The organism is Mesorhizobium sp. M2A.F.Ca.ET.043.02.1.1 (assembly GCF_003952405.1).
Taxonomy (GTDB): Bacteria; Pseudomonadota; Alphaproteobacteria; order Rhizobiales; family Rhizobiaceae; genus Mesorhizobium.
This window is the reverse complement of the sequence record NZ_CP034445.1, coordinates 1,102,541-1,125,488: the sequence shown is the minus strand read 5'-3', so window position 1 is coordinate 1,125,488 and position 22,948 is coordinate 1,102,541. Positions and strand designations below refer to the sequence as shown.

Annotated in this window: 22 protein-coding genes; 19 read left to right on the top strand and 3 right to left on the bottom strand. The window is 64.2% G+C overall.

Going from position 1 to position 22,948, the window contains the following annotated elements:
* Positions 1 to 25 precede the first annotated feature (25 nt).
* From ssuD to EJ068_RS05235, 9 genes are all read left to right on the top strand, one after another.
* A complete protein-coding gene (ssuD, locus tag EJ068_RS05275) occupies positions 26 to 1,198 on the top strand; it encodes an FMNH2-dependent alkanesulfonate monooxygenase (RefSeq protein WP_128298413.1) in 1,173 nt (390 codons plus the stop codon).
* Positions 1,195 to 2,613 (top strand): FAD/NAD(P)-binding protein, encoded by a 1,419-nt coding sequence (locus EJ068_RS05270; protein ID WP_127252297.1) that lies wholly within the window; start codon positions 1,195 to 1,197, stop codon positions 2,611 to 2,613. Before ssuD ends, EJ068_RS05270 begins: the two co-directional genes overlap by 4 nt.
* A gap of 162 nt (positions 2,614 to 2,775) precedes the next feature.
* Positions 2,776 to 3,879: a dimethylsulfone monooxygenase SfnG gene (gene sfnG / locus EJ068_RS05265; protein WP_127252295.1), complete on the top strand. Its 1,104-nt coding sequence runs from the start codon at positions 2,776 to 2,778 to the stop codon at positions 3,877 to 3,879.
* A 114-nt stretch (positions 3,880 to 3,993) separates the two neighbouring features.
* On the top strand, positions 3,994 to 4,917 hold the full coding sequence (locus tag EJ068_RS05260; RefSeq protein WP_127252293.1) for an ABC transporter ATP-binding protein: 924 nt from the start codon (positions 3,994 to 3,996) through the stop codon (positions 4,915 to 4,917).
* Positions 4,917 to 5,813, top strand: a complete 897-nt coding sequence (locus EJ068_RS05255; protein WP_189342062.1) for a branched-chain amino acid ABC transporter permease — start codon at positions 4,917 to 4,919, stop codon at positions 5,811 to 5,813. The genes EJ068_RS05260 and EJ068_RS05255 overlap by 1 nt, the downstream gene beginning before the upstream one ends.
* A gap of 2 nt (positions 5,814 to 5,815) precedes the next feature.
* Entirely contained in the window at positions 5,816 to 6,856 is a 1,041-nt protein-coding gene (locus EJ068_RS05250; RefSeq protein ID WP_127252289.1) for a branched-chain amino acid ABC transporter permease, read from the top strand.
* An 89-nt stretch (positions 6,857 to 6,945) separates the two neighbouring features.
* Positions 6,946 to 8,286: an ABC transporter substrate-binding protein gene (locus tag EJ068_RS05245; protein ID WP_127252287.1), complete on the top strand. Its 1,341-nt coding sequence runs from the start codon at positions 6,946 to 6,948 to the stop codon at positions 8,284 to 8,286.
* A 72-nt stretch (positions 8,287 to 8,358) separates the two neighbouring features.
* Positions 8,359 to 9,150, top strand: coding sequence for an ABC transporter ATP-binding protein (locus EJ068_RS05240; RefSeq protein ID WP_126081796.1), 792 nt, complete (start codon positions 8,359 to 8,361; stop codon positions 9,148 to 9,150).
* A 24-nt stretch (positions 9,151 to 9,174) separates the two neighbouring features.
* Entirely contained in the window at positions 9,175 to 10,422 is a 1,248-nt protein-coding gene (locus EJ068_RS05235) for an SfnB family sulfur acquisition oxidoreductase (RefSeq protein ID WP_127252285.1), read from the top strand.
* 84 nt (positions 10,423 to 10,506) lie between these two features.
* On the opposite strand, the gene EJ068_RS05230 is transcribed toward EJ068_RS05235, so the two are convergent.
* Positions 10,507 to 12,066, bottom strand: coding sequence for a GMC family oxidoreductase (locus EJ068_RS05230; RefSeq protein ID WP_127252283.1), 1,560 nt, complete (start codon positions 12,064 to 12,066; stop codon positions 10,507 to 10,509).
* A 120-nt stretch (positions 12,067 to 12,186) separates the two neighbouring features.
* Positions 12,187 to 12,858 carry a GntR family transcriptional regulator gene (locus EJ068_RS05225; protein ID WP_127252282.1) on the bottom strand — a complete coding sequence of 224 codons (672 nt, stop codon included), beginning with the start codon at positions 12,856 to 12,858 and terminating at the stop codon, positions 12,187 to 12,189.
* Positions 12,859 to 13,000: 142 nt separating this feature from the next.
* Between EJ068_RS05225 and EJ068_RS05220 the strand changes: the two genes are divergently transcribed.
* The 10 genes from EJ068_RS05220 (at position 13,001) to EJ068_RS05175 (ending at position 22,432) form a co-directional block, all read left to right on the top strand.
* Positions 13,001 to 13,876, top strand: coding sequence for an alpha/beta hydrolase (locus EJ068_RS05220; RefSeq protein ID WP_281059014.1), 876 nt, complete (start codon positions 13,001 to 13,003; stop codon positions 13,874 to 13,876).
* Between the two features lie 44 nt (positions 13,877 to 13,920).
* Positions 13,921 to 15,060, top strand: coding sequence for an NAD(P)/FAD-dependent oxidoreductase (locus EJ068_RS05215; RefSeq protein WP_127252281.1), 1,140 nt, complete (start codon positions 13,921 to 13,923; stop codon positions 15,058 to 15,060).
* 70 nt (positions 15,061 to 15,130) lie between these two features.
* Positions 15,131 to 15,721 (top strand): amino acid synthesis family protein, encoded by a 591-nt coding sequence (locus tag EJ068_RS05210; RefSeq protein WP_127252280.1) that lies wholly within the window; start codon positions 15,131 to 15,133, stop codon positions 15,719 to 15,721.
* Positions 15,722 to 15,751: 30 nt separating this feature from the next.
* Complete coding sequence (locus EJ068_RS05205; protein WP_127252279.1) at positions 15,752 to 16,210, top strand: YbhB/YbcL family Raf kinase inhibitor-like protein; 459 nt, start codon at positions 15,752 to 15,754, stop codon at positions 16,208 to 16,210.
* A gap of 69 nt (positions 16,211 to 16,279) precedes the next feature.
* Positions 16,280 to 17,002, top strand: a complete 723-nt coding sequence (locus EJ068_RS05200) for a class II aldolase/adducin family protein (protein ID WP_127386090.1) — start codon at positions 16,280 to 16,282, stop codon at positions 17,000 to 17,002.
* 114 nt (positions 17,003 to 17,116) lie between these two features.
* Complete coding sequence (locus tag EJ068_RS05195) at positions 17,117 to 18,751, top strand: choline dehydrogenase (protein WP_129554990.1); 1,635 nt, start codon at positions 17,117 to 17,119, stop codon at positions 18,749 to 18,751.
* Positions 18,751 to 19,680, top strand: a complete 930-nt coding sequence (fhmpcd1, locus tag EJ068_RS05190; protein WP_126083747.1) for a 5-formyl-3-hydroxy-2-methylpyridine 4-carboxylate 5-dehydrogenase — start codon at positions 18,751 to 18,753, stop codon at positions 19,678 to 19,680. The genes EJ068_RS05195 and fhmpcd1 overlap by 1 nt, the downstream gene beginning before the upstream one ends.
* 61 nt (positions 19,681 to 19,741) lie before the next feature.
* Positions 19,742 to 20,575: an ABC transporter ATP-binding protein gene (locus EJ068_RS05185; RefSeq protein WP_127253426.1), complete on the top strand. Its 834-nt coding sequence runs from the start codon at positions 19,742 to 19,744 to the stop codon at positions 20,573 to 20,575.
* Positions 20,572 to 21,387 carry an ABC transporter permease gene (locus tag EJ068_RS05180; protein WP_127253427.1) on the top strand — a complete coding sequence of 272 codons (816 nt, stop codon included), beginning with the start codon at positions 20,572 to 20,574 and terminating at the stop codon, positions 21,385 to 21,387. Before EJ068_RS05185 ends, EJ068_RS05180 begins: the two co-directional genes overlap by 4 nt.
* Positions 21,388 to 21,421: 34 nt before the next feature.
* Positions 21,422 to 22,432 (top strand): ABC transporter substrate-binding protein, encoded by a 1,011-nt coding sequence (locus tag EJ068_RS05175; protein ID WP_127253428.1) that lies wholly within the window; start codon positions 21,422 to 21,424, stop codon positions 22,430 to 22,432.
* Positions 22,433 to 22,469: 37 nt separating this feature from the next.
* On the opposite strand, the gene EJ068_RS05170 is transcribed toward EJ068_RS05175, so the two are convergent.
* The gene (locus EJ068_RS05170) at positions 22,470 to 22,895 is read right to left on the bottom strand and encodes a hypothetical protein (protein ID WP_127253429.1); all 426 of its coding nucleotides are present in this window, start codon (positions 22,893 to 22,895) and stop codon (positions 22,470 to 22,472) included.
* Positions 22,896 to 22,948: the final 53 nt, after the last annotated feature.

The window sequence follows — 22,948 nt, the reverse complement described above, 5'->3', positions numbered from 1 at the left end:
TTTGACGCCATAGGAACAGACAGGAATGGTTCACGAAACCCCAGACCGCATCAAAGTGCTGTGGTTCCTGCCGACCCATGGCGACAGCCGCTATCTTGGCACCTCGGAAGGGGGCCGGGCGGTCGACCTGCCTTATCTGACGCAGGTGGCCCAGGCGGCCGACACGCTTGGCTATTACGGCGTGCTCCTGCCGACGGGCAGGTCCTGCGAAGATTCCTGGGTTATCGCATCGGCTCTGGCGCCGTTGACAGAGCGGTTGCGTTTCTTGGTCGCGGTGCGGCCCGGCCTGCAGTCGCCGACGCTCGCGGCGCGCATGACGGCAACGCTCGACCGCATCTCCAACGGACGGCTGCTGATCAATGTCGTCACCGGCGGCGATCCGCTGGAGAACAAGGGCGACGGCATCTTTCAGTCGCATGCCGAGCGCTACGAGGTGACGCAGGAATTCCTGCAGGTCTACAAGCGCGTGCTGAGCGGCGAGACGGTCGAGCATCAGGGCAAGCATTTCCGCATCGAGGATGGCCGCCTCCTGTTCCCGCCGGTGCAGACGCCCTATCCGCCGCTCTATTTCGGCGGGTCTTCCGATGCGGGCTCGACCGTGGCGGCGCAGGAGATCGACAAATATCTGACCTGGGGCGAGCCGCCCGCCGATGTCGCGCGCAAGCTCGACGGCGTGCGCGCGCTCGCCGAAAAAGCGGGTCGCAAGCTCTCCTTCGGCATCCGCCTGCACGTCATCGCCCGCGAAACCACCGAGGAAGCCTGGGCCGCCGCCGATAGGCTGATCAGCCGGCTCGACGACGCGACCATCGCTTCGGCGCAGAAGGTTTTCGCGCGCATGGACTCGGTCGGCCAGGCGCGGATGAGCGCGCTGCATGGCGGCGACCGGTCCAAGCTGGAGATCGCGCCGAACCTGTGGGCCGGCGTCGGCCTGGTGCGCGGCGGCGCCGGCACCGCGCTGGTCGGCGATCCGGCCACGATCGCCGAGCGCATCGACGAATACAGGCGGCTCGGCATCGACACCTTCATCCTCTCGGGCTATCCGCATCTCGAAGAAGCGTATCGCTTCGGCGAGCTGGTGCTGCCGCATTTGCCGACCGAGCATCCGGTCAAGGCGCCCGGCTCGTCCGTCAACACAGGTCCTTTCGGCGAAACGATCGCTGGCGACCATCGTCCGAAATCGCTCGCCAGCGCCTCGTGAACGCGCTGCCGCCCCGGCTGCGAAGCCATGTCGTCATTCTTGGCGGCGGCTTTACTGGCGCTGCCGTGGCCTGGCATCTGGCACGCCAATCCGCGCGGCCATTGATCACCGTCATAGAGCCGCGTCCGTTCCTCGGCGGCGGGCTGGCCTATTCCAGCGAGGAGCCGTCGCATCGCGTCAACGTGCCAGCGTCCAGGATGAGCCTGTCGCCGGACGAGCCGGAGCATTTTTTGCGCTGGCTGGCGCATGACGGCGGGGCCGAGCGCGACCCAGACTCAGTCTGGCGCGATGGCGATATCTTCCCGCAGCGACGGGTCTTCGGCCGCTACGTTGCCGAGCAACTGGCGCCGCATATCGCCAGCGGAGCGATCCGCCATGTTCGCGATCGTGCCAGCGACGTGAGGCGCAACGGCGACGGGTGGATCGTGACTGCTTCCGGTCAACCGATCGCCGCCGACATAGTGGTTCTCGCCATGACGCACCCGTCGCCCGATGTTCCGGTCGCGCTGGAGCCGATCGCCGATGCGGATGGTTTCGTTGCCGATGTCTACTCTGGCGATGCGCTCGGTTCGATCGATCCCGAAGCGTCGGTGCTGATCGTCGGCTCGGGGCTGACGTCGGCCGACACGGTCGCCGAACTCGATCGCCGCGGCCACCGCGGGCGCATCCTGGCCGTGTCACGCCATGGATTGCGTTCGCGCGGGCACCCGCAGGTACGTGGCGAACCTTTTGGCGATTTCACTGCCACGCCGGCCACGACCGCGCTCGGATTGCTCGAAAATATCCGCTCGACGCTGGCAGCGGCCGATGCCGGCGGCGTCAATTGGCAGTCGGTCTTCGATCAGCTGCGGCTGCAGGGACCGGTGATCTGGTCCGCTCTCAAGAAAGATGAGCGCACCCGGCTGGTGCGACGGCTGCGCGCGTTCTGGGACGTGCATCGCTTCCGCATCGCGCCACAGGTCCAGGCGGTGCTCGATCGTCGCCACGCCGAAGGCACGTTCGATAATATCGCCGCGAGTCTTGTGGCCTCGAACGACGACGGAGACGGCCTGGCCGTCACTTTGCGCCGGCGCGGCCAAAGGCAATTCGAGACGATGCATTTCGACGCGGTAATCAACACAACGGGGCCGGCGCATGGCAAGACGCTGCGGACCAATCCGGCGCTGCGCTCGCTTGGGGATGCCAGCCTGATCCGGATCGACAGCCATGGGCTCGGCATCGCAACCGGGCGCGACAGCCGCGCCGTCGGTCCGGACGGCGAGCCTGTGCCTGGCCTTTTCATTGCCGGGCCATTGGCACGCGGCACCTTCGGCGAGCTGATGGGTCTGCCGGAAGTGGCGCGTCACGCGCAGGCGGTCGCCTCGGAGATCGAAAGCCGGTTCGGCGCCCTGTCGTCGATCGTTAGTGGGCGCTGAAAATCCACGACGGTGCAGGCAAGCGAATTGGTATTTCCGTCCGGGCGGGGCTATCAAAACGGAAAATCCTACTTTGTATATATACTCAGTAGACTAATAATGGCGGCGAAATCCGGCCATGTCCGGATCAATCGTTGGGACAGGCCAAACCGGGAGATCTCCATGCCGCAGAATGATCGCGACGCTGTCAAATTCGCCTATTGGGTGCCTAACGTCTCGGGTGGCCTAGTCATCTCGAACATCGAGCAGAGGACCAACCACTCGGCCGAGTACAACCGCAAGCTGGCGCAGATCGCCGAGCAGGCGGGCTTCGATTATGCGCTGAGCCAGATCCGCTTCACGGCAGGCTACGGCGCCGAGGAGCAGCATGAGTCGGTATCGTTCAGCCACGACCTGCTCGCCGCCACCCAGACCCTGAAGGTGATCGCCGCGATCCTGCCGGGGCCGTGGAACCCGGCGCTGGCGGCAAAGCAGCTCGCCACCATCAGCTATCTCACCAACGGCCGCGTCGCCATCAACCTCGTCTCCGGCTGGTTCCGCGGCGAGTTCCACGCCATCGGCGAGCATTGGCTCGACCATGACGAGCGCTACCGGCGGTCGGAAGAATTTATCCGCGCGCTGCGCGGCATCTGGACCGAGGACAGCTTCACCTTCCGCGGCGATTTCTATCGCTTCAACCAGTATTCGCTGAAGCCGAAGCCGGTGAAGCCGTTGCCCGAGATCTTCCAGGGCGGTTCGTCGCGGGCCGCGCGCGACATGGCCTCGCGCGTTTCGGACTGGTATTTCACCAATGGCAACACGCCGACCGAGATCGCCAAGCAGGTCGACGACATTCAGGCAAAGGCCAAAGCCAACAACCATTCGGTGAAGGTCGGAGTCAACGCTTTCGCCATAGTGCGCGAGACCGAGGATGAGGCAAAGGCGGTGCTGGCCGAGATCATCGCCAAGGCCAATCCGGAGGCTGTCAATGCCTTTGGCCAGGAGGTCAAGAATGCCGGCAAGGCCTCGCCGGAAGGCGAGGGCAACTGGGCGAAGTCGTCCTTCGACGATCTGGTGCAATACAATGACGGTTTCCGCTCGAACCTGATCGGCACGCCGAAACAGGTGGCGGAGCGTATCGTCGATCTGAAGCGCGCCGGCGCCGATCTTATCCTGCTCGGCTTCCTGCATTTCCAGGAAGAGGTCGAGTATTTCGGCAAGCACGTCATTCCGCTCGTGCGCGAGCTGGAAAACGCGGAAGCCGCGGCGGCGCTCGCCGCCGAATAACAACGCCAGCCGCCGGCCGGAACTCGTCCGGCCAGCCGACGATCATGAACCGCACGCCCGATCGGGCGCGCGGCAGGGACCGTGCGTGCCTTCACTACAGTTGGGGACGATGGAATGCCGATATCAAACCAAGCCTTCGGGGCGGTCGAGGCTTCGGTCTATGCGCCGGAGATCTTCGCGCAAGGGCTGCCGCCCGCTCAGCGGCAGGCTCACGGCGACAGGTCTCGACAGGCTGCGGCGGAAGATGCCGCGCCGCTTCTCGCTCTCGAGGGCATAGGCCTGTCTTTCGGCGGCGTGGTGGCGCTGGCGGATGTGGATCTGTCGGTTCGGTCCGGCGAGATACGCGCCATCATCGGCCCGAACGGCGCCGGCAAGAGCTCGCTGATCAATGTCATCAGCGGCGTCTACCGGCCTGATCGCGGCCATGTCCGTCTCGATGGCGCGCGCTATGCCCAGGTCCCGACGCAACGGCTGGCAGATCTCGGCGTCGCCCGCACCTTTCAGAACCTCGCTCTGTTCAAGGGGCTCAGCGTCCTCGACAATGTCGCGTCCGGCCTTGCCTACAGGACAAGGTCCAACTTCGCCGGACAGATCCTCGGCATCGGCCGCGCACGCCGCCAGCAGCAGGAGCAGCGCGGGCGCGCCGATCAGGTTCTCGAATTCCTGCACCTGACCGATGTTCGCGACCGGCTGGCCGGCACGCTGCCTTATGGCCTGCAGAAGCGTGCCGAGCTTGCCCGGGCGCTGGTCGCCGAACCGCGGCTGCTTTTGCTCGACGAACCCATGGCCGGCATGACGGCGGGCGAGAAGAGCGAGATGGCGGCCTATGTGCGCGCCGCGCGCGACCGCTTCGCCACCACCGTCGTGCTGATCGAGCACGATGTCGGCGTCGTCATGGGCCTGTCGGACCGCATCGCCGTGCTCGATTACGGGCGCAAGATCGCTGACGGCACGCCGGATGAGGTCAGGAATGATCAGCGCGTCATCGACGCCTATCTCGGCGTCGCGTCTGACAATGAGGACGGGGCAGGGATATGATCGGCGACTTCGACTACCAGTTCTTCCTCGAAGTGCTGACCGGCGGTCTGCTCTCCGGCGTCATGTACTCGCTGGTCGCGATCGGCTTCGTGCTGATCTACAAGACGTCCGGCGTGCTCAACTTCGCGCAAGGCGCGCTGCTCCTGTTCGCGGCGCTGACCTTCGTCAGCCTCGTCGAGCGCGGCGTGCCGTTCGCGCTGGCCTTGGCCGTCACCTTCGCCATCATGGTGGCGCTCGGCATCGGCATCGAGCGCACAGTGCTGAGGCCGCTCACCAACAAGCCGCCCATCATCCTGTTCATGGCGACGCTCGGCCTTTCCTACATCATCGAAGGCGCCGCCCAGCTCATCTGGGGCACGCAGGTGCACGGCCTCGAGCTCGGCATCGAGGACGTGCCGCTGGAAGTCGGCGGCGTGCTGATCAGCCAGTTCGACATCTTCGCCGCCGCGGTGGCCGCGGTCATGGTGCTCTTGTTGTCGCTGCTCTTCCGCTACACCCGCATCGGCTTGAGCTTCCGCGCCGTCGCCGACGACCAGTTCGCGGCTCTAGCCGTCGGGCTACGGCTGCCGCTGATTTGGGCGAGCGTATGGGCCGCGGCAGGTCTCGTCGCGCTGGTGGCCGGACTGCTCTGGGGCGCGCGTCTCGGCGTCCAGTTCTCGCTGTCGCTGGTGGTGCTCAAGGCGCTGCCGGTGCTGGTGCTGGGTGGCTTCGATTCCATCCTCGGCGCGATTGTCGGCGGGCTTTTGATCGGCGCCAGCGAGAAGCTCGCCGAGGTCTATATCGGCGACTATTTCGGCGGCGGCATAGAAAGCTGGTTCGCCTATGTCGTGGCGCTCGTCTTCCTGCTCATCCGCCCATCAGGCCTGTTCGGCCAGAAGCTTGTCGAAAGGGTCTGACGATGAGCGCCGTCGCCACGCAATTGTCTCCGGTCGCCACCCTGCCGAAATGGCTGGCGCCGCTGCTCCTCATCGCCTTCGCCTATGTCGTCGTCCCGCTGATCGGCAGTTCGTATTTGTTCGAGGCGATCCTGCTGCCTTTCCTGGCGCTCAGCCTGGCGGGCCTGGGACTGAACATCCTCACCGGCTATGCCGGCCAGGTGTCGCTCGGCAGTGCCGCCTTCATGGCGGCCGGCGCTTTCGCCGCCTATAATTTCAACCTGCGCGTCGAAGGCCTGCCGCTCGTCGCCAGCATCGTCCTTTCCGGCCTCGTGGCCGCCGCGATCGGCATCGTCTTCGGCTTGCCCAGCCTGCGGCTGAAAGGCTTCTACCTGGCGGTCTCGACGCTTGCCGCGCAGTTCTTCGTGCAATGGGCGCTGACCAAGTTCAGCTGGTTCTCCAACGACTCCGCGTCCGGCGTCATCGATGCTCCAAAACTCTCCATCGCGGGCTTCGAGTTCGACGGCGCGGTCGGCCGCTACCTCTTCGCGCTTACCGTGGTCGTCGTCCTCACGTTTCTCACCAACCGGCTGGTCAACTCGCAGACCGGGCGTAACTTCATCGCCATCCGCGACAACGACACGGCGGCGCGCATCATCGGCATTCCGGTGCTGAAGACGAAGCTGCTCGCCTTCGCCATCTCGTCCTTCATCATCGGCGTCGCCGGTGTCATCTGGGCGTTCGCCTATCTGAGGACAGTGGAGCCGGCGGGCTTCGACCTCGACCGCTCGTTCCAGATCCTGTTCATCATCATCATCGGCGGGCTCGCCTCGATACGAGGCGCGTTCCTGGGCGCTGCGCTCATCGTCGTCTTCCCGTTGGTTCTGTCGCGCCTTGGCGGCTTCCTGCTCGGTGACCTGTTCGATTCCGGCGTGCTCGACATGAGCCAACGCATCGTGCTCGGCGCGCTCATCATCCTCTTTCTGATCCTGGAACCGGACGGGCTGGTGGCCCTGTGGGACAGGGTCCGAAGACGGCTCTCGCTCGCCTGGCAATCGAGCTGAGACCATTTGGCAGCTCCGCGCTCCAACACTGCAAGCATTCAGAAAATGAACCGCGCCAAACCAAGGCCCATATTGGAGAACCTCGAACCATGACCTTCCTCAGCACAGTCAAGGCGGTTGCCATCTCGGCGGCGCTGGCCGTGTCGGTGGCCTTGCCGGCCGCCCACGCGGACGAGCAGTATTTCCCGCTGCAGAGCTATCGCGTCGGGCCCTACGCGGCCGGCGGCACCGGCTTCTTCGGCGGCTTCATCGACTACCTCAACCTGATCAACATCCGCGACGGCGGCGTCAACGGCGTCAAGCTGACCTGGGACGAGTGCGAGACCCAATACGAGGTCGAGCGCGGCGTCGAATGCTACGAGCGTCAGAAGAGCCACGCGGGTGCCGCCGCCTGGAACCCGCTGTCGGTCGGCATCGCCTACGCCATGATCGACCGCATCACCGCCGACAAGGTGCCGCTGATCACGGTGAATCACGGCCGCACCGACTCCACCGACGGGCGGGTCTTCCCCTATGTCTTCCCGCTGCTGCTTAACCCTTACAGCGAGACCTCCGGCATCGTGAACTACATCGCCGCCAAGGAAGGCAGCATCGACAAGCTGAAGGGCAAGAAGATCGTCGTGCTCTACCACGGCTCGCCCTACGGCAAGGAGACGATCCCGATCTATGAGCTCCTGGCGCAGAAATACGGCTTCACCGTGCAGCAGATCGAGGTGCCGCACCCCGGCAACGAGCAGCAGTCGCAGTGGCTGACGATCCGCCGCGCCAAGCCGGACTTCGTCGTGTTGCGCGGCTGGGGCGTGATGAACCCGGTGGCGCTGAAGACGGCGGTCAAGGTCGGCTATCCGGTCGATCACATCATCGGCAATGTCTGGTCGAATTCGGAAGAAGACGTCATCCCGGCCGGCGACGCCGCCAAGGGCTACACCGCCATCACCACCCAGGCTTCGGGCAACACCTATCCGGTGGTGCAGGAGATCGTGAAGACCGTCTACGGCGCCGGCAAGGGCAACCTCGAGGACAAGTCGCGCATCGGCTCGGTCTACCACAATCTCGGCATCGTCAACGGCATCCTCAATGTCGAGGCAATCCGCATCGCGCAGGAGAAGTTCGGCCACCGCACGCTGACCGGCGATGAGGTGCGCTGGGGCTTCGAGCACCTCAAGCTCGATCCGGCCAAGGTTGAGGCGCTCGGCGCCAAGGACCTGTTTCACTCCATCAATGTCAGCTGGGACAACCACGAAGGCGAAGGCTACGTGACCTTCCAGCAGTGGGACGGCAAGAAGTGGAACGTCGTCTCCGACTGGATCGCCCCTGACTGGTCGCTGCTGCGGCCGATCATCGAGAAGTCGGCCGAGGCCTATGCCGCCGAGAAGGGCATCAAGCTGCGCACCGCGGCCGATGCCGACGCGGTAGCCGCCACTAACTGATCCAACGAACCGGGCGCCGGACTATTCTGCGACGCCCGGTCATCCACTTTCGCAGACATCAGGGAAATGCCGATGCCGGGCAATGACGTCATCCTCGCCGTGGACAATATCCACGCCACCTACAATCACGCCATCACGGCGTTGCACGGCGTCAGCTTCGAGATCAGGCAGGGCGAGATGCTGGCGCTGCTCGGCGCCAACGGCGCCGGCAAGACCACCACGCTGAAAGCCGTCTCCAACCTGTTGCCGGCCGAGCGCGGCCAGATCACCGCCGGTTCCATCAGGTTCGATGGCGGAGACGTCTCGCGGCGACAGCCGGGCGACCTGGTGCGCGCCGGACTCGTCCAGGTGCTGGAAGGCCGCCACTGCTTCAAGAGCCTCAGCGTCGAGGAGAATCTGGTTTCGGGCGGCATCGGCCGCAGCGGCAGCCGCGCCGAGATCAATCGGGACCTGGAACGGATCTACGCCTATTTTCCCCGCCTGAGGGAAAAGCGCCGGACCTTGTCGGGCCTGACCTCGGGCGGCGAACAGCAGATGACGGCGATCGGCCGGGCGCTGATGTCGCGACCGCGGCTGCTCGTCCTCGACGAGCCGTCGATGGGGCTTGCCCCGCTCATCGTCCAGGACATCTTCCAGACGCTCAGGAAGCTGAACCGCGAGAGCGGCCTGTCGATCCTGGTCGCCGAGCAGAATTCGGCGGTCGCGCTTGGCTATGCCGACCATGCGACGGTGCTCGAGAACGGGGTCTCGGTTCTCTCCGGCGCCGCCGCCAGCCTGCGCCAGCGCGAGGATGTGCGCGCCTTCTATCTCGGACAACAGCCTTCGTCCGCCGCCCAACCAACCCATCTCCACGCCGTCGTGTGAATAGAAATCCCCAGGAGCCATGAAATGACTGTGTCCAACGTCAAGACCGACAAAGCCGCGGCCGCCGTGCCGCCTGTGCTGCGCCCGGCCACCGCCGCGCATATCATCAAGGATGATGCCGAAGCGATCGCGGTCGCCCATCGTCTCGCGGCCGAGTTCGTCAAGGAGTCCTCCAAGCGCGACCGCGAGCGGATCTGGCCGGTGGCCGAGCTCGACCAGTTCTCGCAGAGCGGCCTATGGTCGATCAACGTGCCGAAGGCGTTCGGCGGACCGGAGGTGTCCTACGCCACATTGGCCAAGGTGATCGAGATCATCTCGGCCGCCGATTCCTCGATCGGCCAGATCGCGCAGAACCACCTCGGCGTCGTCGCGGCCATCCGCACCGTCTCCGACAAGGACCAGCAGGCGCTGCTGTTTGCCGAAGTGCTGAAGGGAACGCGGTTCGGCAACGCCTTTTCCGAATTCGGCTCCAAGCGCGCCGCCGATTTCGAGACGAAGTTCACCGACGCCGGCGACCATGTCATCGTCAACGGCCAAAAATTCTATTCATCGGGCGCGCTGCTTGCCCATCTGGTGCCGATCGTGGCCCTCGACGACGAGGGCCGGGCCTGGTACGCGATCGCCGATCGCGGCGCGCCTGGCCTGACCGTGATCGACGACTGGTCGAGCTTCGGCCAGCGCACGACGCTGTCGGGCACCGTCATCATCGACAACGTCAAGGTGCCGAAGACGCATCTCGTGCCCGGCTATAAGGGTTATGACAAGCCGACCGCAGACGGAGCCATTTTCCAGATCATCCAGGTGGCGGTGGACACCGGCATCGCGCAGGCCGCGATCGACGAAACGGTCCATTTCGTCAGGACCAGGAGCCGCGCCTGGATCGACAGCGGCGTCGCCAATGCCTGGGACGATCCCTACACGATCCAGGCCATCGGCGACCTGACGCTTCGCCTGCACGCCGCGCAGGCGCTGCTCGAAAAGGCCGGCCACGCCATCGATCGGGCAGTCGCCGAGCCGACCGCCGAGACGGTGGCGCATGCGCAGATCGTCACCGCGGAAGCGAAGATCCTGTCGACCGAGATCGCCATCGCGGCGACCAACAAGCTGTTCGAACTGGCCGGCACTCGCTCGACGCTCGCCGAGCACAATCTCGACCGCCACTGGCGCAATGCGCGCACCCACACGCTGCACGATCCGGTGCGCTGGAAATATTCGATCCTCGGCAAGTATTTCCTCAATGGCGAGAACCCGCCGCTGCACGCCTGGAGCTGATCGCGCCGTTCCACCGGGCGAACATCATTCGCGGCGGGCCGGGCGCTGTCCCGCTCGCGCCAGTCGTTGCGTCCAGCGCGATGGTCATAGCGGCGCCCGGTGCCATCGCGCGAAGGTTTCGGCGATCGCGAGGACCGCAGCATGAATCGGTCCCGCGGTGAGATTGGGCATAACCGACGCGTCCACGACAAAAAGATTGTCAAGCGCCTTGAGCCGTAGGTTCGCATTGACGACGGCGTCCACGTCCTTGCCCATCCTGCAGGTGCCGCAGGGATGATGGTGCGTGATGACCGACTGCGCGATGAAATTGTCGATCTCCGCCTCACCATTCAGAGCACCTGGCAGAAGCTCGCGCTCTCGCCAATCGGCGAGTTCGTCTCGATGGCCGATCTCTCGTGCCGCCGCCAGAGCCTGTCGGAACAGTTTTCGATCCTGGCTGGTTTGCAGATATGCGGGGTCGATGATCAACCGGTCATCGAGCTCCGGCCCGCTTATCCGCATGCCGCCGCGGCTCGTGGGATGCGTGATACCGAACAGCAACGAATAGGCCGTGCCGGCGGCAGGCGCCTGAAAGCGTTCGGACACGATCGGTGCCACGCCGCAGCCAACGACAATTTCGGGCTGCCCGGTAACGGCGAACCCGGCCGCCGGCATATAGGTCATCGATTCGGAATGCTGGAGGCGCGACGGCGGAACCGGCTTGCGGGCCGCATAAAGATTGCCGGCACCAAGCAGATGGTCCTGAAGGTTTCGACCGATTTCCGGCATATCGATCAAACAGCCAACGCCGGCGACCTGGAGTATACCGTGCGGACCAATGCCTGAGCGCATCAGCAAAGCCGGAGTTTCCAGCGCGCCGGCGCAGAGCACAACCTGATCCGCAAAGACCTCCAAAAGGCTGCCGTGTCGTCCCACAACTTCGAGACTGCGCATGCGATTGCTGTCCAAGATCAGCCGTCGCACCCGGGATCCCGTCAGGATCGTCAGATTTCCGCGGCTTCGGACAGCCGGCGTGAGCCAGGCGTCGGCGACCGTAACCCGCCGTCCATCTCGAATGTTCAGAGAGTTCGGGGTGACGCCGATCATCTCTCCGCTATTGTGACCCTTAAGGCGAGGCAGACCCAACGACGCGCCTGCCTCGATGAAGGCACGGGCAAGCGGGCTTACTTCGTCTGTCGGCAGATAGACCGGCAACGGCCCGCCCTTGCCGTGGATGCCGTCGCCGCCAAGCGGGTGGTTTTCGATGGCCTGGAAAACCGGCAGCAGTTCATTCCAGCTCCATCGGTGATCGCCGGTCGCGTCGGCCCAGGCCTGGAAGTCGCAGGGATGGCCCCGCATGTAACCCATGGCGTGCAGGCAACTCGAGCCGCCGATCAGCCGCCCCCGCGCCCAATGATGCACCCGACCCGCCGTGCCGGCTTGCGGCTCCGTCCGATAGTCCCAGTCGTAGCTGCGGCCCTGAAGCGCGGGCCAGGCAGCCGGATTCCAAATGTCGGGGTCGGTCGCCTCCTCGCCTGCCTCGATCAGCAGAACGCGACGGGCAGGCTCCTCGCTCAGCCGCGCCGCAAGCAACGAGCCTGCCGAGCCACCGCCGACGATGACGACATCGGCACCCGGTTTGCGCCCGCCAATCCCCTTGGTCATCTCCACTCCCAAGTTCCGTATTAACGCAAGACCTCGATGGTTGCGCGCCCAGCGGTGCCGCAGACGCGCGATCCGAAACAGAGGATTTCAAGATTTCGGCCGAGCGTCGCCTCGGAGACCTCAACTCTCGCTGTTCATGGACATCTTTGCCGCCGCTTTTGCCTTCAAAAGGTGCCGTTTCGAGGCTTTGCGGGCGGCCTTCTCGTCGCCGGCGGCAATGGATTCGTATATCTCCCGCATCTCCGCCAGGCTACTTTGCGCTCTGCCCTCCAAAGACATCGAGCGTCCCCGGAAAAAGCTGATCCTGGCCACCAGACCGCGATGGACTTCCTCGAGGATGGGATTGCCGCAATTCGCAAGTATGATTGAATAGAAGTCGGCCGCGGTCATGACCTGGGCCAGGCTGTCATTGCTCGAGGCGGCTTCTTCGAAGGCGGCAAGCGATTTCTCGAGCTCACGCAACTGTGCCGTGGTGATTCTTGACGCGCATCGTCCGGCCGCCTCCACTTCCAGCAGCTCTCGAACCTCGTAGATTGCGGTTGCCTCGCTCCACGAAAGCGCCGGTATCGACGGCCCGCGATTGGGCACAATCTCGATCAGGCGTTCGGCCTCAAGGCTGCGCAATGCCTCCCTCAGCGAGGGGCGACTGACGCCGAGCTGTGCACACAACTGGCTTTCAATAAGGCGGTTTCCCGGCTGAAACAGGCCGGACAGGATCGCGAGTCGCAGCTTGTCGACAGTCTCTTGCTGCACTGTGCGTGGCGAAATCCGCAAATTCAGTTCGGGCGGCATCGGTTGCGTCTCGTGGGCTCAGGGTCGGAATCTCGCGCATCATATGCGAGGTGGCGAACATTGGACAGCGGGAACAGGTAGATTGTCAACTTTTAAGATTGCAAGAATGTCAGACAATCCAGGTTGACGCCCTCGTGGTTGTATGATCCTTTTACGCAAGAAAGCAGCAGCGCCGGGGATCATAAACGTGGTGGCAGACGTACTTTCCAGCCAGGTTGGTTCGCGACGTGTGGACGCCGGCCGCATCGTCTTGAACGTGCGCGAGATCGGCACCGGTCCGCTGATGCTGTTTTTCCACGGCATAACGTCCAACTCCGCGGTGTTCGCGCCGTTGATGGCGCAGCTTTCGGCCCGCTTCACGACCGTAGCTGTCGACCAGAGAGGGCATGGCCTCAGCGACAAGCCCGAAAGCGGCTACGAGGCGAATGATTACGCGGACGACATCGCCAGCCTGATACGCACGCTCGGCCGGGGGCCTGCCATCCTCGTCGGGCATTCACTCGGCGCCAGAAACTCCGTCACCGCGGCGGCGAGAAATCCGGAGCTGGTGCGGTCCGTGATCGCGATCGACTTCACTCCCTATATCGAGACCGAAGCGCTCGATGCCCTGGAGAGCCGGGTGAACGCCGGAGACCGGATTTTCAGGGATGTCGAGGCCGTCCAGGAATATCTCGCGGGCCGCTATCCGAATATTCCCGCCGACCCCATCAGGATCAGAGCAGAGAGCGGCTATCGGCAGGTCGAAGGCGGTCTGCGTCCGCTGGCGTCGCCCTCGGCAATGGCTCAAACCGCCAAGGGCCTTCGCGCGGACCTGACGCAGGCGTACCGCGACGTGGCGAAGCCCGTCCTCATCGTCCGCGGCGAAGAGAGCAAGCTGGTTTCGGCGGCGGCGCTGGCAAAGACCAGTCGGTTGCGGCCCGATCTGCCCGTGGTGGTCGTCCCGGGAGCCGACCACTACGTCAACGAAGTGTGTCCCGAGGTCACGCTGAAAGCCATCACCAATTTCATCGACGCCTGACGGCCCGTCGCGCCGTCTTCTTGTACGCAGCATCAGGATAGAAAATGGCCAATGTAAACAAAACTCCGGGCAAGACGCGTCGCGCGGAGGTCGCCGGAGGGGGCTTTGCCGGCCTGACGGCCGCCATCGCTCTCAAGCAGAACGGCTGGGAGGTCAGGTTGCACGAAAAAAGCTCCGAGCTTCGGGCGTTCGGCGCAGGCATCTATCTCTGGCACAATGGCCTCCGCGTGCTCGAAGGGCTGGGCGCCTTGGACGATGTTCTCCTGGGGTCGCACACGCCTCCTACCTACGAAACCTGGATGCATAACAAGTCGATCTCCAGGGAGACGTTCAACGGCCTTCCCTGGCGCATCATGACGCGCAGCCATTTGCACAATGCTCTCGTCAGCCGCGCTCGTGCCCTGGGGGTCGATATTCGCGTCGATTCCGAGGCGGTCGCCGCCGACCCGGAAGGCCGCCTGACCCTGCAGACCGGCGAGGTTCTGGAAGCCGACCTGATCGTCGGAGCGGACGGCGTGGGCTCCAAAGTCAGGGACTCCATAGGGTTCAAGCAGGACCGCTGGACGTCGAAGGATGGAATTATCCGGCTGATCGTCCCGCGCAAGAAGAAGGAACTCGGCCACGGCGAGTGGGACAACACCATCGACATGTGGAACTTCTGGCCGCGCGTCCAGCGTATCCTTTACTCGCCCTGCAACGAGAACGAATTGTACCTGGGTCTGATGGCGCCGGCCGCCGATCCGCGTGGGTCTAAAGTTCCGCTCGACCTCGAGGTCTGGGTCGAGATGTTCCCGTTCCTTGAACCATGCCTGGTCGAAGCCGCCAAGCTCGAGACTGCGCGGTACGACACGTATCAGACGAACAAGCTGGACAGCTGGACCAGAGGCAAGGTGGCGCTGGTGGGCGACGCCGCGCATGCGATGTGCCCGGCCCTTGCCCAGGGCGCCGGTTGCGCGATGGTCAACGCCTTCAGCCTGTCGCAGGACCTGGAGGAGGGCGCTTCGGTCGAGGACGCGCTCCTCGCCTGGGAGACGCGTATTCGCCCAATCACGGATCGCTGCCAGGCCCTGTCGGGCGACTATGCGGCGAACCGCTCGCTTTCCAAGGGAAACATGTTCACGCCGGCCGCGCTCGAAGCGGCGCGCTTCGACCCGCTGCGCCGTGTCTACTCATGGCCGCAATAGGGCTCGGGCGGACCGGTCAAAGAATTAATCGGGGCGCGCGAAAGATGCGCGCTCCCTTCAGGAGATAGAGATGAATTATTCCAGTGAAGTCGAGCGCGATTACGATGTCAGGGGATGGTACGCCTCGGTCCAGGAAAGCCGGCATGACGGCGGCACGCCTGGCGAGACCCTCGTCAAGGTCGCGACTGGGGTTGTCATACGCAATCCGTTCGCCGGAAAGTACGTCGCCGAATTGTCCGATCTGACCAATCCGAGTTCGGCTATCGGCCATGCGCTGGGCGAACGCGCCGTGGCGCTGCTCGGCAACAGGCCGGTCGAGAGCTATGGCAAGGGCGGTATCGCGGGCACGGCCGGCGAGCAGGAGCATGTGGTCGCCTGCATCACCACCGTGTTCGGCGATCCGCTGCGCCTGCAGGTCGGCGGCGGCAAAGCCTGGATCTCGTCGGTCAGCAAGGTCGCCGTTGCCGGCACCACCATCGATATTCCGCTTGCCCACAAGGACGAGCTCTACATCCGTTCCCACTACGACGCCGTGACTTTTTCGGTGCCGGACGCGCCGCGCCCGGACGAGCTCTTGATCTGCGTTGCGGTCGCATCGGGCCCGCGCGTGCATCAGCGCGTCGGGGGCAAATCCGTCGCCGACCTCAAGGCCGGCGTCTAGTTCGATCGAATTGCTGAAGGACGAGATTAAATGCCCCTGAACATCAAGGACCTCAAGATTACGTCGGCGGATTTCCAGCCGCTCGGAAGACTGCGCGACGAACACGCAGGCGACAAGGGCAACGTGCTGCCCAGGCTCAGCATCAGCGGGGTTCCTGCAGGAACAAAGGAACTGGCGCTGATCTGTCATGATCCGGACGCGCCCCTGGCCAATGGTTTCACGCATTGGGTCGTCTACGGCATCGATCCCTCGACCACCGATCTTTCGGACGCGCAGGAAAAGTTCCGCGTCGGACCCAACGGCGCAGGCGACAAGCAGTATTACGGGCCGCAGCCGCCCGCCGGCCATGGCGAGCATCACTACTACTTCTGGATCTATGCGCTCGACACGAAGGTCGAAGGCACCCCCACCAGGGAAGAGTTCCTGCAGAAATATGCCGGGAACATCATCGAGCAGAACCGGATCGTCGGTATCTACGAGAACAAGTGAAACCGTGGCGCGGGCGGCCGACAACAAGAATAAAAATGGCCGCCATCGCCGCGTAATGGGAGAATTGGAATGAAAGACAACAACCCCGTGCGCCAGAAGGTCTTCGAAGAACTGGTCACGGCGACGAAGATACTTCTGCACGAAGGCATCATGGACACGTTCGGGCATATCAGCGTCCGCGACCCCGAGGACCCCGAAAGCTTCTTTCTGGGTCAGAAGCTCGCGCCGAGCCTGATAACCGTGGACGACATCCAGCGTTTCAATCTCAGCGGCGAGACGTCGGATAACCGCCCCTCCTATCTGGAGCGCTATATTCATAGCGAAATCTACAAGGCGCGGCCGGACGTCCAGTGCGTGCTCCACACCCACTCGCCGGCCGTCTTGCCCTATTGCTTCGTCGACACGCCGCTGCGGCCGGTCACCCATATGGGGGCCTTCATCGGCGAGTCCGTCCCGGTCTACGAGATCCGCGACAAGCACGGCGACGAGACGGACCTCTTCGGCGGCAGCCCCGATGTCTGCGCGGATATTGCCGAAAGCCTCGGCGGCAGCACCGTGGTCCTCATGGCGCGTCACGGCGTCGTCAATGTCGGCAACTCCGTGCGCGAGGTCGTCTTCCGCGCCTTCTATCTCGAGCAGGAAGCGAAGGCGCTTACGGCCGGCCTGCAGATCGGCAAGATCAAGTATCTGTCGCCGGGCGAGATCAAGACGGCGGGAAAGCTCGTCGGCGCCCAGATCGACCGCGGGTGGAACCACTGGTCGCAGCGCCTGAGAGAGGCTGGCCTGCTCTAGTGCCGGCCGCCTTGTGGAATGACTAGGCGATCTCGGCCCGTGCCGGGATTTCCAGGCTCGGTTTCAACAGTTCACTGGCGCCCCGGGCGCCGGACGAAGGCAATGAAACGCATCATGCAGCACGCGCAAACTTATGATTACGTCATCGTTGGGGCCGGATCGGCCGGCTGCGTGCTCGCCAACCGGCTGAGCGCCGATCCGGGATGCTCGGTGCTGTTGCTCGAGGCCGGCGGCTGGGACCGCGACCCCATGATCCACATACCGCTTGGATGGGGCAAGATCCTGACCGAGCGCCGGCACGACTGGATGTATTTCTGCGAGCCGGAGGACAATGTCGGCGGGCGCAGGGTCGAGTGCGCGCGCGGCAAGGTCATCGGCGGATCGTCGTCGACCAACGCCATGGCCTATGTGCGCGGAAATCGCGGCGACTACGACCGCTGGGCCGCCAGCGGGCTAAGCGACTGGTCGTATGACAAGGTCCTGCCCTATTTCCGGAAACAGGAAAGCTGGGAAGGGGGCGAGAGTCGCTTTCGCGGCGGGTCCGGTCCGGTGAATACCCAGTTCTGCCGCTACAAGGACACGCTGATCGAGGCGTTTGCGCAGGCCAGCGTGCAGGCAGGCTACCCGCAGACCGACGACTACAATGGCGAGCGGCAGGAAGGCTTCGGCCGCCTGCAGATGACGATCTCCAAGGGGCGGCGCAGCTCGACCGCGTCGGCCTATCTGCGGCCGGTCCTGCGGCGGCCCAATCTCACCGTCCTCACCGAAGCGACGGCGACCAAGATCATCCTGGAAGGCACGCGCGCCACCGGCGTGACGATTAACCATCGCGGCAGTGAACGGACGGTCATCGCACGCAGGGAAGTGCTGCTTTCCGGCGGGGTGATCAACACGCCGCAACTGCTCATGCTTTCCGGCATCGGGGCGCCGGACGAGCTTGCGGCGCACGGCATCCAGACACGCGTCAACCTGCCCGCGGTCGGCAAGAACCTGCAGGATCACGTCTCGGTCATTCTCATGTACCGACGCCGCGGCACGGGGCCGTTCCTGCACAACATGCGCGCCGATCGCATCGGGCTGGATTTCGCCAAGACCTACCTTACGGGGCGCGGTTTTTCGGGCGATGTGCCCGGCGGGGTCGTCGCCTTCCTGAAAAGCGGTCCGGACCGGCCGTTGCCGGATGTGCAACTGCTCTTCACTGCGGCTCCACTCGCCGCATGGCCCTATTTCAGGCCATTCAAGGAACCGTTTCCCGATGGTTTCGCAACGCGCGTGGTGGCCACGCAGCCCGAGAGTCGCGGCGCGGTGAAACTCGCCTCGGCCGATCCTTCCGCGGCGCCCCTGATCCACCAGAATTTCCTGGCCTCGCCGAAGGACTGGCAATCGCTGCGGGCCGGCTTCCGGGTGGCAAGGGATCTCGCGGCGCAACCTTCCATGCAGCCTTTCATCGAGGCGGAGTTCTTCCCCGGTCCCAAGTGCCAGAGCGACGACGAGATCGATGAGCATATCCGCAAGACCTCCATCACCGTGCATCATCCGGCCGGCACCTGCCGGATGGGCGCGGACGCGGCCTCGGTCGTAGATCCGCAACTGCGAGTTCGCGGCGTCGATGGCCTGCGCGTGGTGGATGCTTCCGTCATGCCCGACCTCGTCTGCGGAAACATCAACGCGGCAGTGATCATGATTGCCGAGAAGGCCGCCGACCTTGTCGCGGAAACAAAAGCAGCAACCGAAAGCAGGGCAGCGTGATGATCCAACGTATCGCCATCATTGGTCTGGGCACGATGGGGCCCGGCATGGCCGCGCGGCTCGCCAGAGGTGGCCTTCAGGTCGTGGCCTACGATGTCGCTCCGGCGGCGGTCGAGCGGGCTGGAACCATGCTGGGCGTGGCCGAAGCCGTGCTCGATTCCCTGGGCATCGCGCCGCCCCCGGCCGGCGCCGGAACGGTTCGCTTCACCGATGACATAGCCGACGCGGTATCGGGCGCCGACCTGGTCATCGAGAACGTTCCCGAGAACATTTCGATCAAGGCCGATGTCTATCGCGCCATCGATGGGCTGATAGCGGCGGACACGATCGTGGCGTCCGACACGTCGGGTATCCCGATCACCAAGCTGCAGGCGAATATCTCGCATCCGGAGCGGATGGTGGGCATGCACTGGTCGAACCCGCCGCACATCATCCCGATGATCGAGGTGATCGCCGGCGAGAAGACCGCGCCGCAAACCGTGGCGACGATCCGCGACCTGATCCGCTCGATCGGCCTGCTGCCGGTGGTGGTGAAGAAGGACGTTCCGGGTTTCGTCGAGAACCGCGTGCTCTATGCGCTGCTGCGCGAGGCGGTCGACCTTGTCGAGCGCGGCGTCATCGAGCCGGAAGACCTCGACACCTGCGTGTCCTGGGGCATCGGCTACAAGATCGCCGTGGTCGGGCCGATGGCGCTGCTCGATATGGCGGGCCTCGATATCTACAAGTCCGTCTCGTCCTTCCTCAACGCCGATCTTTCCAACCGCGACGATGTCGCGCCGATGGTGCTGGAAAAGACCAACGCGTCGAAGTTCGGCATCAAGTCTGGCGAGGGGATGTTCTCCTACACGCCCGAGCAGATCAAGGCGCTGCAAGGCGAACGGGCGCGCAAGCTCGTCGCGGTGCGGCGCATCCTGGAAGGACGGGAGTAGCCGATGGCCTATCATGCTCACAAGGCCGGCCGGATTTGGGTGCCGCATGGAGGGGCAAGCCATGCGCATTGAACCCATTCGACCAGCAGGCGGCCGGCCGGCCCATATCCGCCACCATGACGACCTGATCTCCGCCCAAGGCGTTTCGGTGACGCTGGCCAAGCAACTGGTTCTGCAAAACATCAATCTTTCGGTACCGAAGGGATCGTTTGTCTCCCTCATCGGCCCTTCCGGTTGCGGCAAGAGCACCTTGCTCAAGATTCTGGCCGGGCTCGTCGATCCGACAAGCGGCAGCGTTTCGATCGCCGGGGTTTCGCCAGTCGAGGCGGCGCGCAAGCGCATGATCGGCCTCGTCTTCCAGGAGGCCAACCTGCTTCCCTGGAAGAATGCCGTCGACAACGCGTCGATGCTGCTTGGCATTGCCGACAAGTCGCTCTCGCGCGCGCAGTTGCGGGCGCGCGGCCAGGAGATGCTGGAGCTGGTGGGGTTGGGCGACAGCGCCCACAAGCGCCCCAATGAACTGTCCGGCGGCATGCGCCAGCGGGTCGCCATCGCGCGGGCGCTCGCGCTCGATCCGGCGGTGCTGCTGATGGATGAGCCGTTCGGCGCCCTCGACGCCATTACCCGCGACCAGATGGGCCAGTCGCTGCTGGAGATATGGCAGCGCACCGGCAAGACGATCGTGCTCGTCACCCACTCCATCGACGAGGCCATTCATCTGTCCCGCCATGTTCACGTGCTGGGCATCAAGCCGGGGCGGATCACCGAAAGCCTCGACATCGGGCTGCCCTATCCGCGGGATCTGTCGGTGACGGAAGATCCCGAGTTCGTCAGGCTGGTGGTTCAACTGCGCACCATGCTGCGCGCCAGCCATCAACCGGGAGGCGCGTCATGAGCGATCAACCCATCACCAATCTCTCGGAGTCGCGGCTTGCCTCGAGCTGGAGTCAGGCGACAGGCAGCTGGCTCCCAGCGGTCATCCTTCTGCTGGCGACGATCGTGGTGTGGGAAGCCGTGGTGCGAGTTTTCGCCATCTCAGCCTTCATCATTCCTGCTCCGACCGAGATCGCGCAATCGCTGGTCGCGCAATGGGCAACGCTGATGCAGGCGACGCTGGTGACGGCGGGCGAGATCCTGTTCGGCTTCCTTGTCTCCGTCGTGATGGGCATCGCCATCGCGTTGGTCATCGTGCGCTTCGACTGGCTGGGGCGGGCGCTATACCCGCTGGTGGTGCTGTTTCAGAACGTGCCCAAGGTGGCGCTGGCGCCAATCTTCATCCTCTGGTTCGGTTACGGGCTCGCGCCCAAGATCGGTCTGATCCTGGTCATCGCCTTCTTCCCGGTGACGTTGTCGATGCTGGCGGGAATGCAGGCGGTCGACCGCTCGCTGCTGTCGCTGATGAATTCGGTCGGCGCCAGCCCGACGCAGATCCTGTTCAGGATACGCGTTCCGCATTCGCTGCCGAACCTGATGGCCGGGACCAAGATAGCCGCCACGCTGAGCGTCATCGGCGCCATCGTCGGCGAATTCGCCGGCGCCTCGGACGGGCTCGGTTACGTCATCCAGTTCGCCTCGACACAGCTCGACACTGCGCTTGTCTTCGCGGCGCTGCTGCTCGTTTCGGTGCTGGGCATCGCCTTCTACTACGCAGCCGAGATTCTCGAACGCATCGTGGTGCCGTGGGCGCCGAAATTCAGCCAGTCGTAGGTCCGCTCTCAAACCAATGAAAAAGGGAACAAAAATGCTCAGACGCTCACTCATCAAGGCAGCCGCGCTTGCGGCGTGTGTCGGGACACTCGGCTTCTCGGGCGCGGCCTTTGCGGCCGACAAGGTCAACGTCCAGCTCGACTGGGTGGTGCGCGGCAACCACGCCATGTTCTTCGTCGGCAAGGAAAAAGGCTTCTTCGCCGAGAACGACATCGACGTCGCCGAAATCCGCAAGGGCTCCGGCTCGCCCGACGCCATGCGGCTGGTCGGCAATGAGAACGCGGATTTCGGCTTCGGCGATCTTCCCACGCTCGCCGTGGCCCGGTCGCAGAATGTCCCGGTGGTCGCGGTGGCCGCCGTCAACCAGCAGTCACCGCTGGCTATCATCTCGCTGGCCAAGACGATCAAGCTCACCAAGCCGGCCGATCTCAAGGGGCTCACCATCGGCATTCATCCGGCCGGCTCGACCTACATCTTCTTCAAGGGCTTCCTCGCGGCCAATGGCCTGACCGAGAAGGACATGACGCTGAACAGCGTCTCGCCGCCCTATGAGAGCTATCTTCTCCTCGGCCGGGTCCAGACTGTGGTCGGCTATGTCGACGCCGAGGTTCCCGAGCTGGAGGCCAAGGCCGGCGGTCCTGGCTCGCTCAGCATCATGATGGGCGCGGACCATGGCTGGAAGGCCTACGGCTCCGGTCTGTTCACCTCCGAGAAGATGATCAAGGACAAGCCGGATGTCGTTGCCCGCTTCGTCAAAGCCTACCGGGAAGCCTTCGACTATGTCGTCGCCCATCCGGAAGAGGCCGCCGAGATCACGGCCAAGGCGGCTCCAGGCTATGCGGACAAGAAGGATGTGCTGCTGGCGCAGATCAACGCCGACATCGCGTCGACCTTCACCAGCCCCGACACAAAGGAACACGGCCTCGGCTGGATGACGAAGACGCAGTGGGAGGAAACGCTGAAGACGCTCACCGATCAGGGCGTGCTCAAGGCGGCCCTGTCGGCGGACGACGTCTTCACCGACAAGTTCCTGGCGAAGGAATAGGGCGCGTCATGTCGCGGGCCGACGGATCGATGGGCGCCTACCGGCACGCGAGCCTGTCCTGCTCCATGCGGCAGGACACGGCGCGCTTCCCTTCGGCCGCGGCGGCACGGTCGAGCGTGATCTGTGCCCGCGTAGCATATACACGACCCGACAGGCCGCACCACAGCCGCTCGACGGGCAGGTTCTCGCGCTTGTCGTTGAGGATGGTGAACGTGCCCGTCTTCGGGTCGAACCAGAGCTCGACACAGGCGCTCTTGCCCGGCTCGACCGTCGTAATCCCGGCCGAATACCAGTGGGCGAAGTCGGCATTGCACGACAGTCCTTCACTGCCCGCATTCGAGATCGTCAACGGCACCATGTCGAGCCCGTCGGTGCCTTTGCGGACGATGACGTGGTGCAACTCAACCGCGCTGGCGAAGGATGTGAACGCCAGCATCGCCGGGAGGACATAACGAATCTTCACTTTGCCTGAGCTCCATGGGTAAATTTTTCTCAGGCAGTCTATCTCGCTTCTGC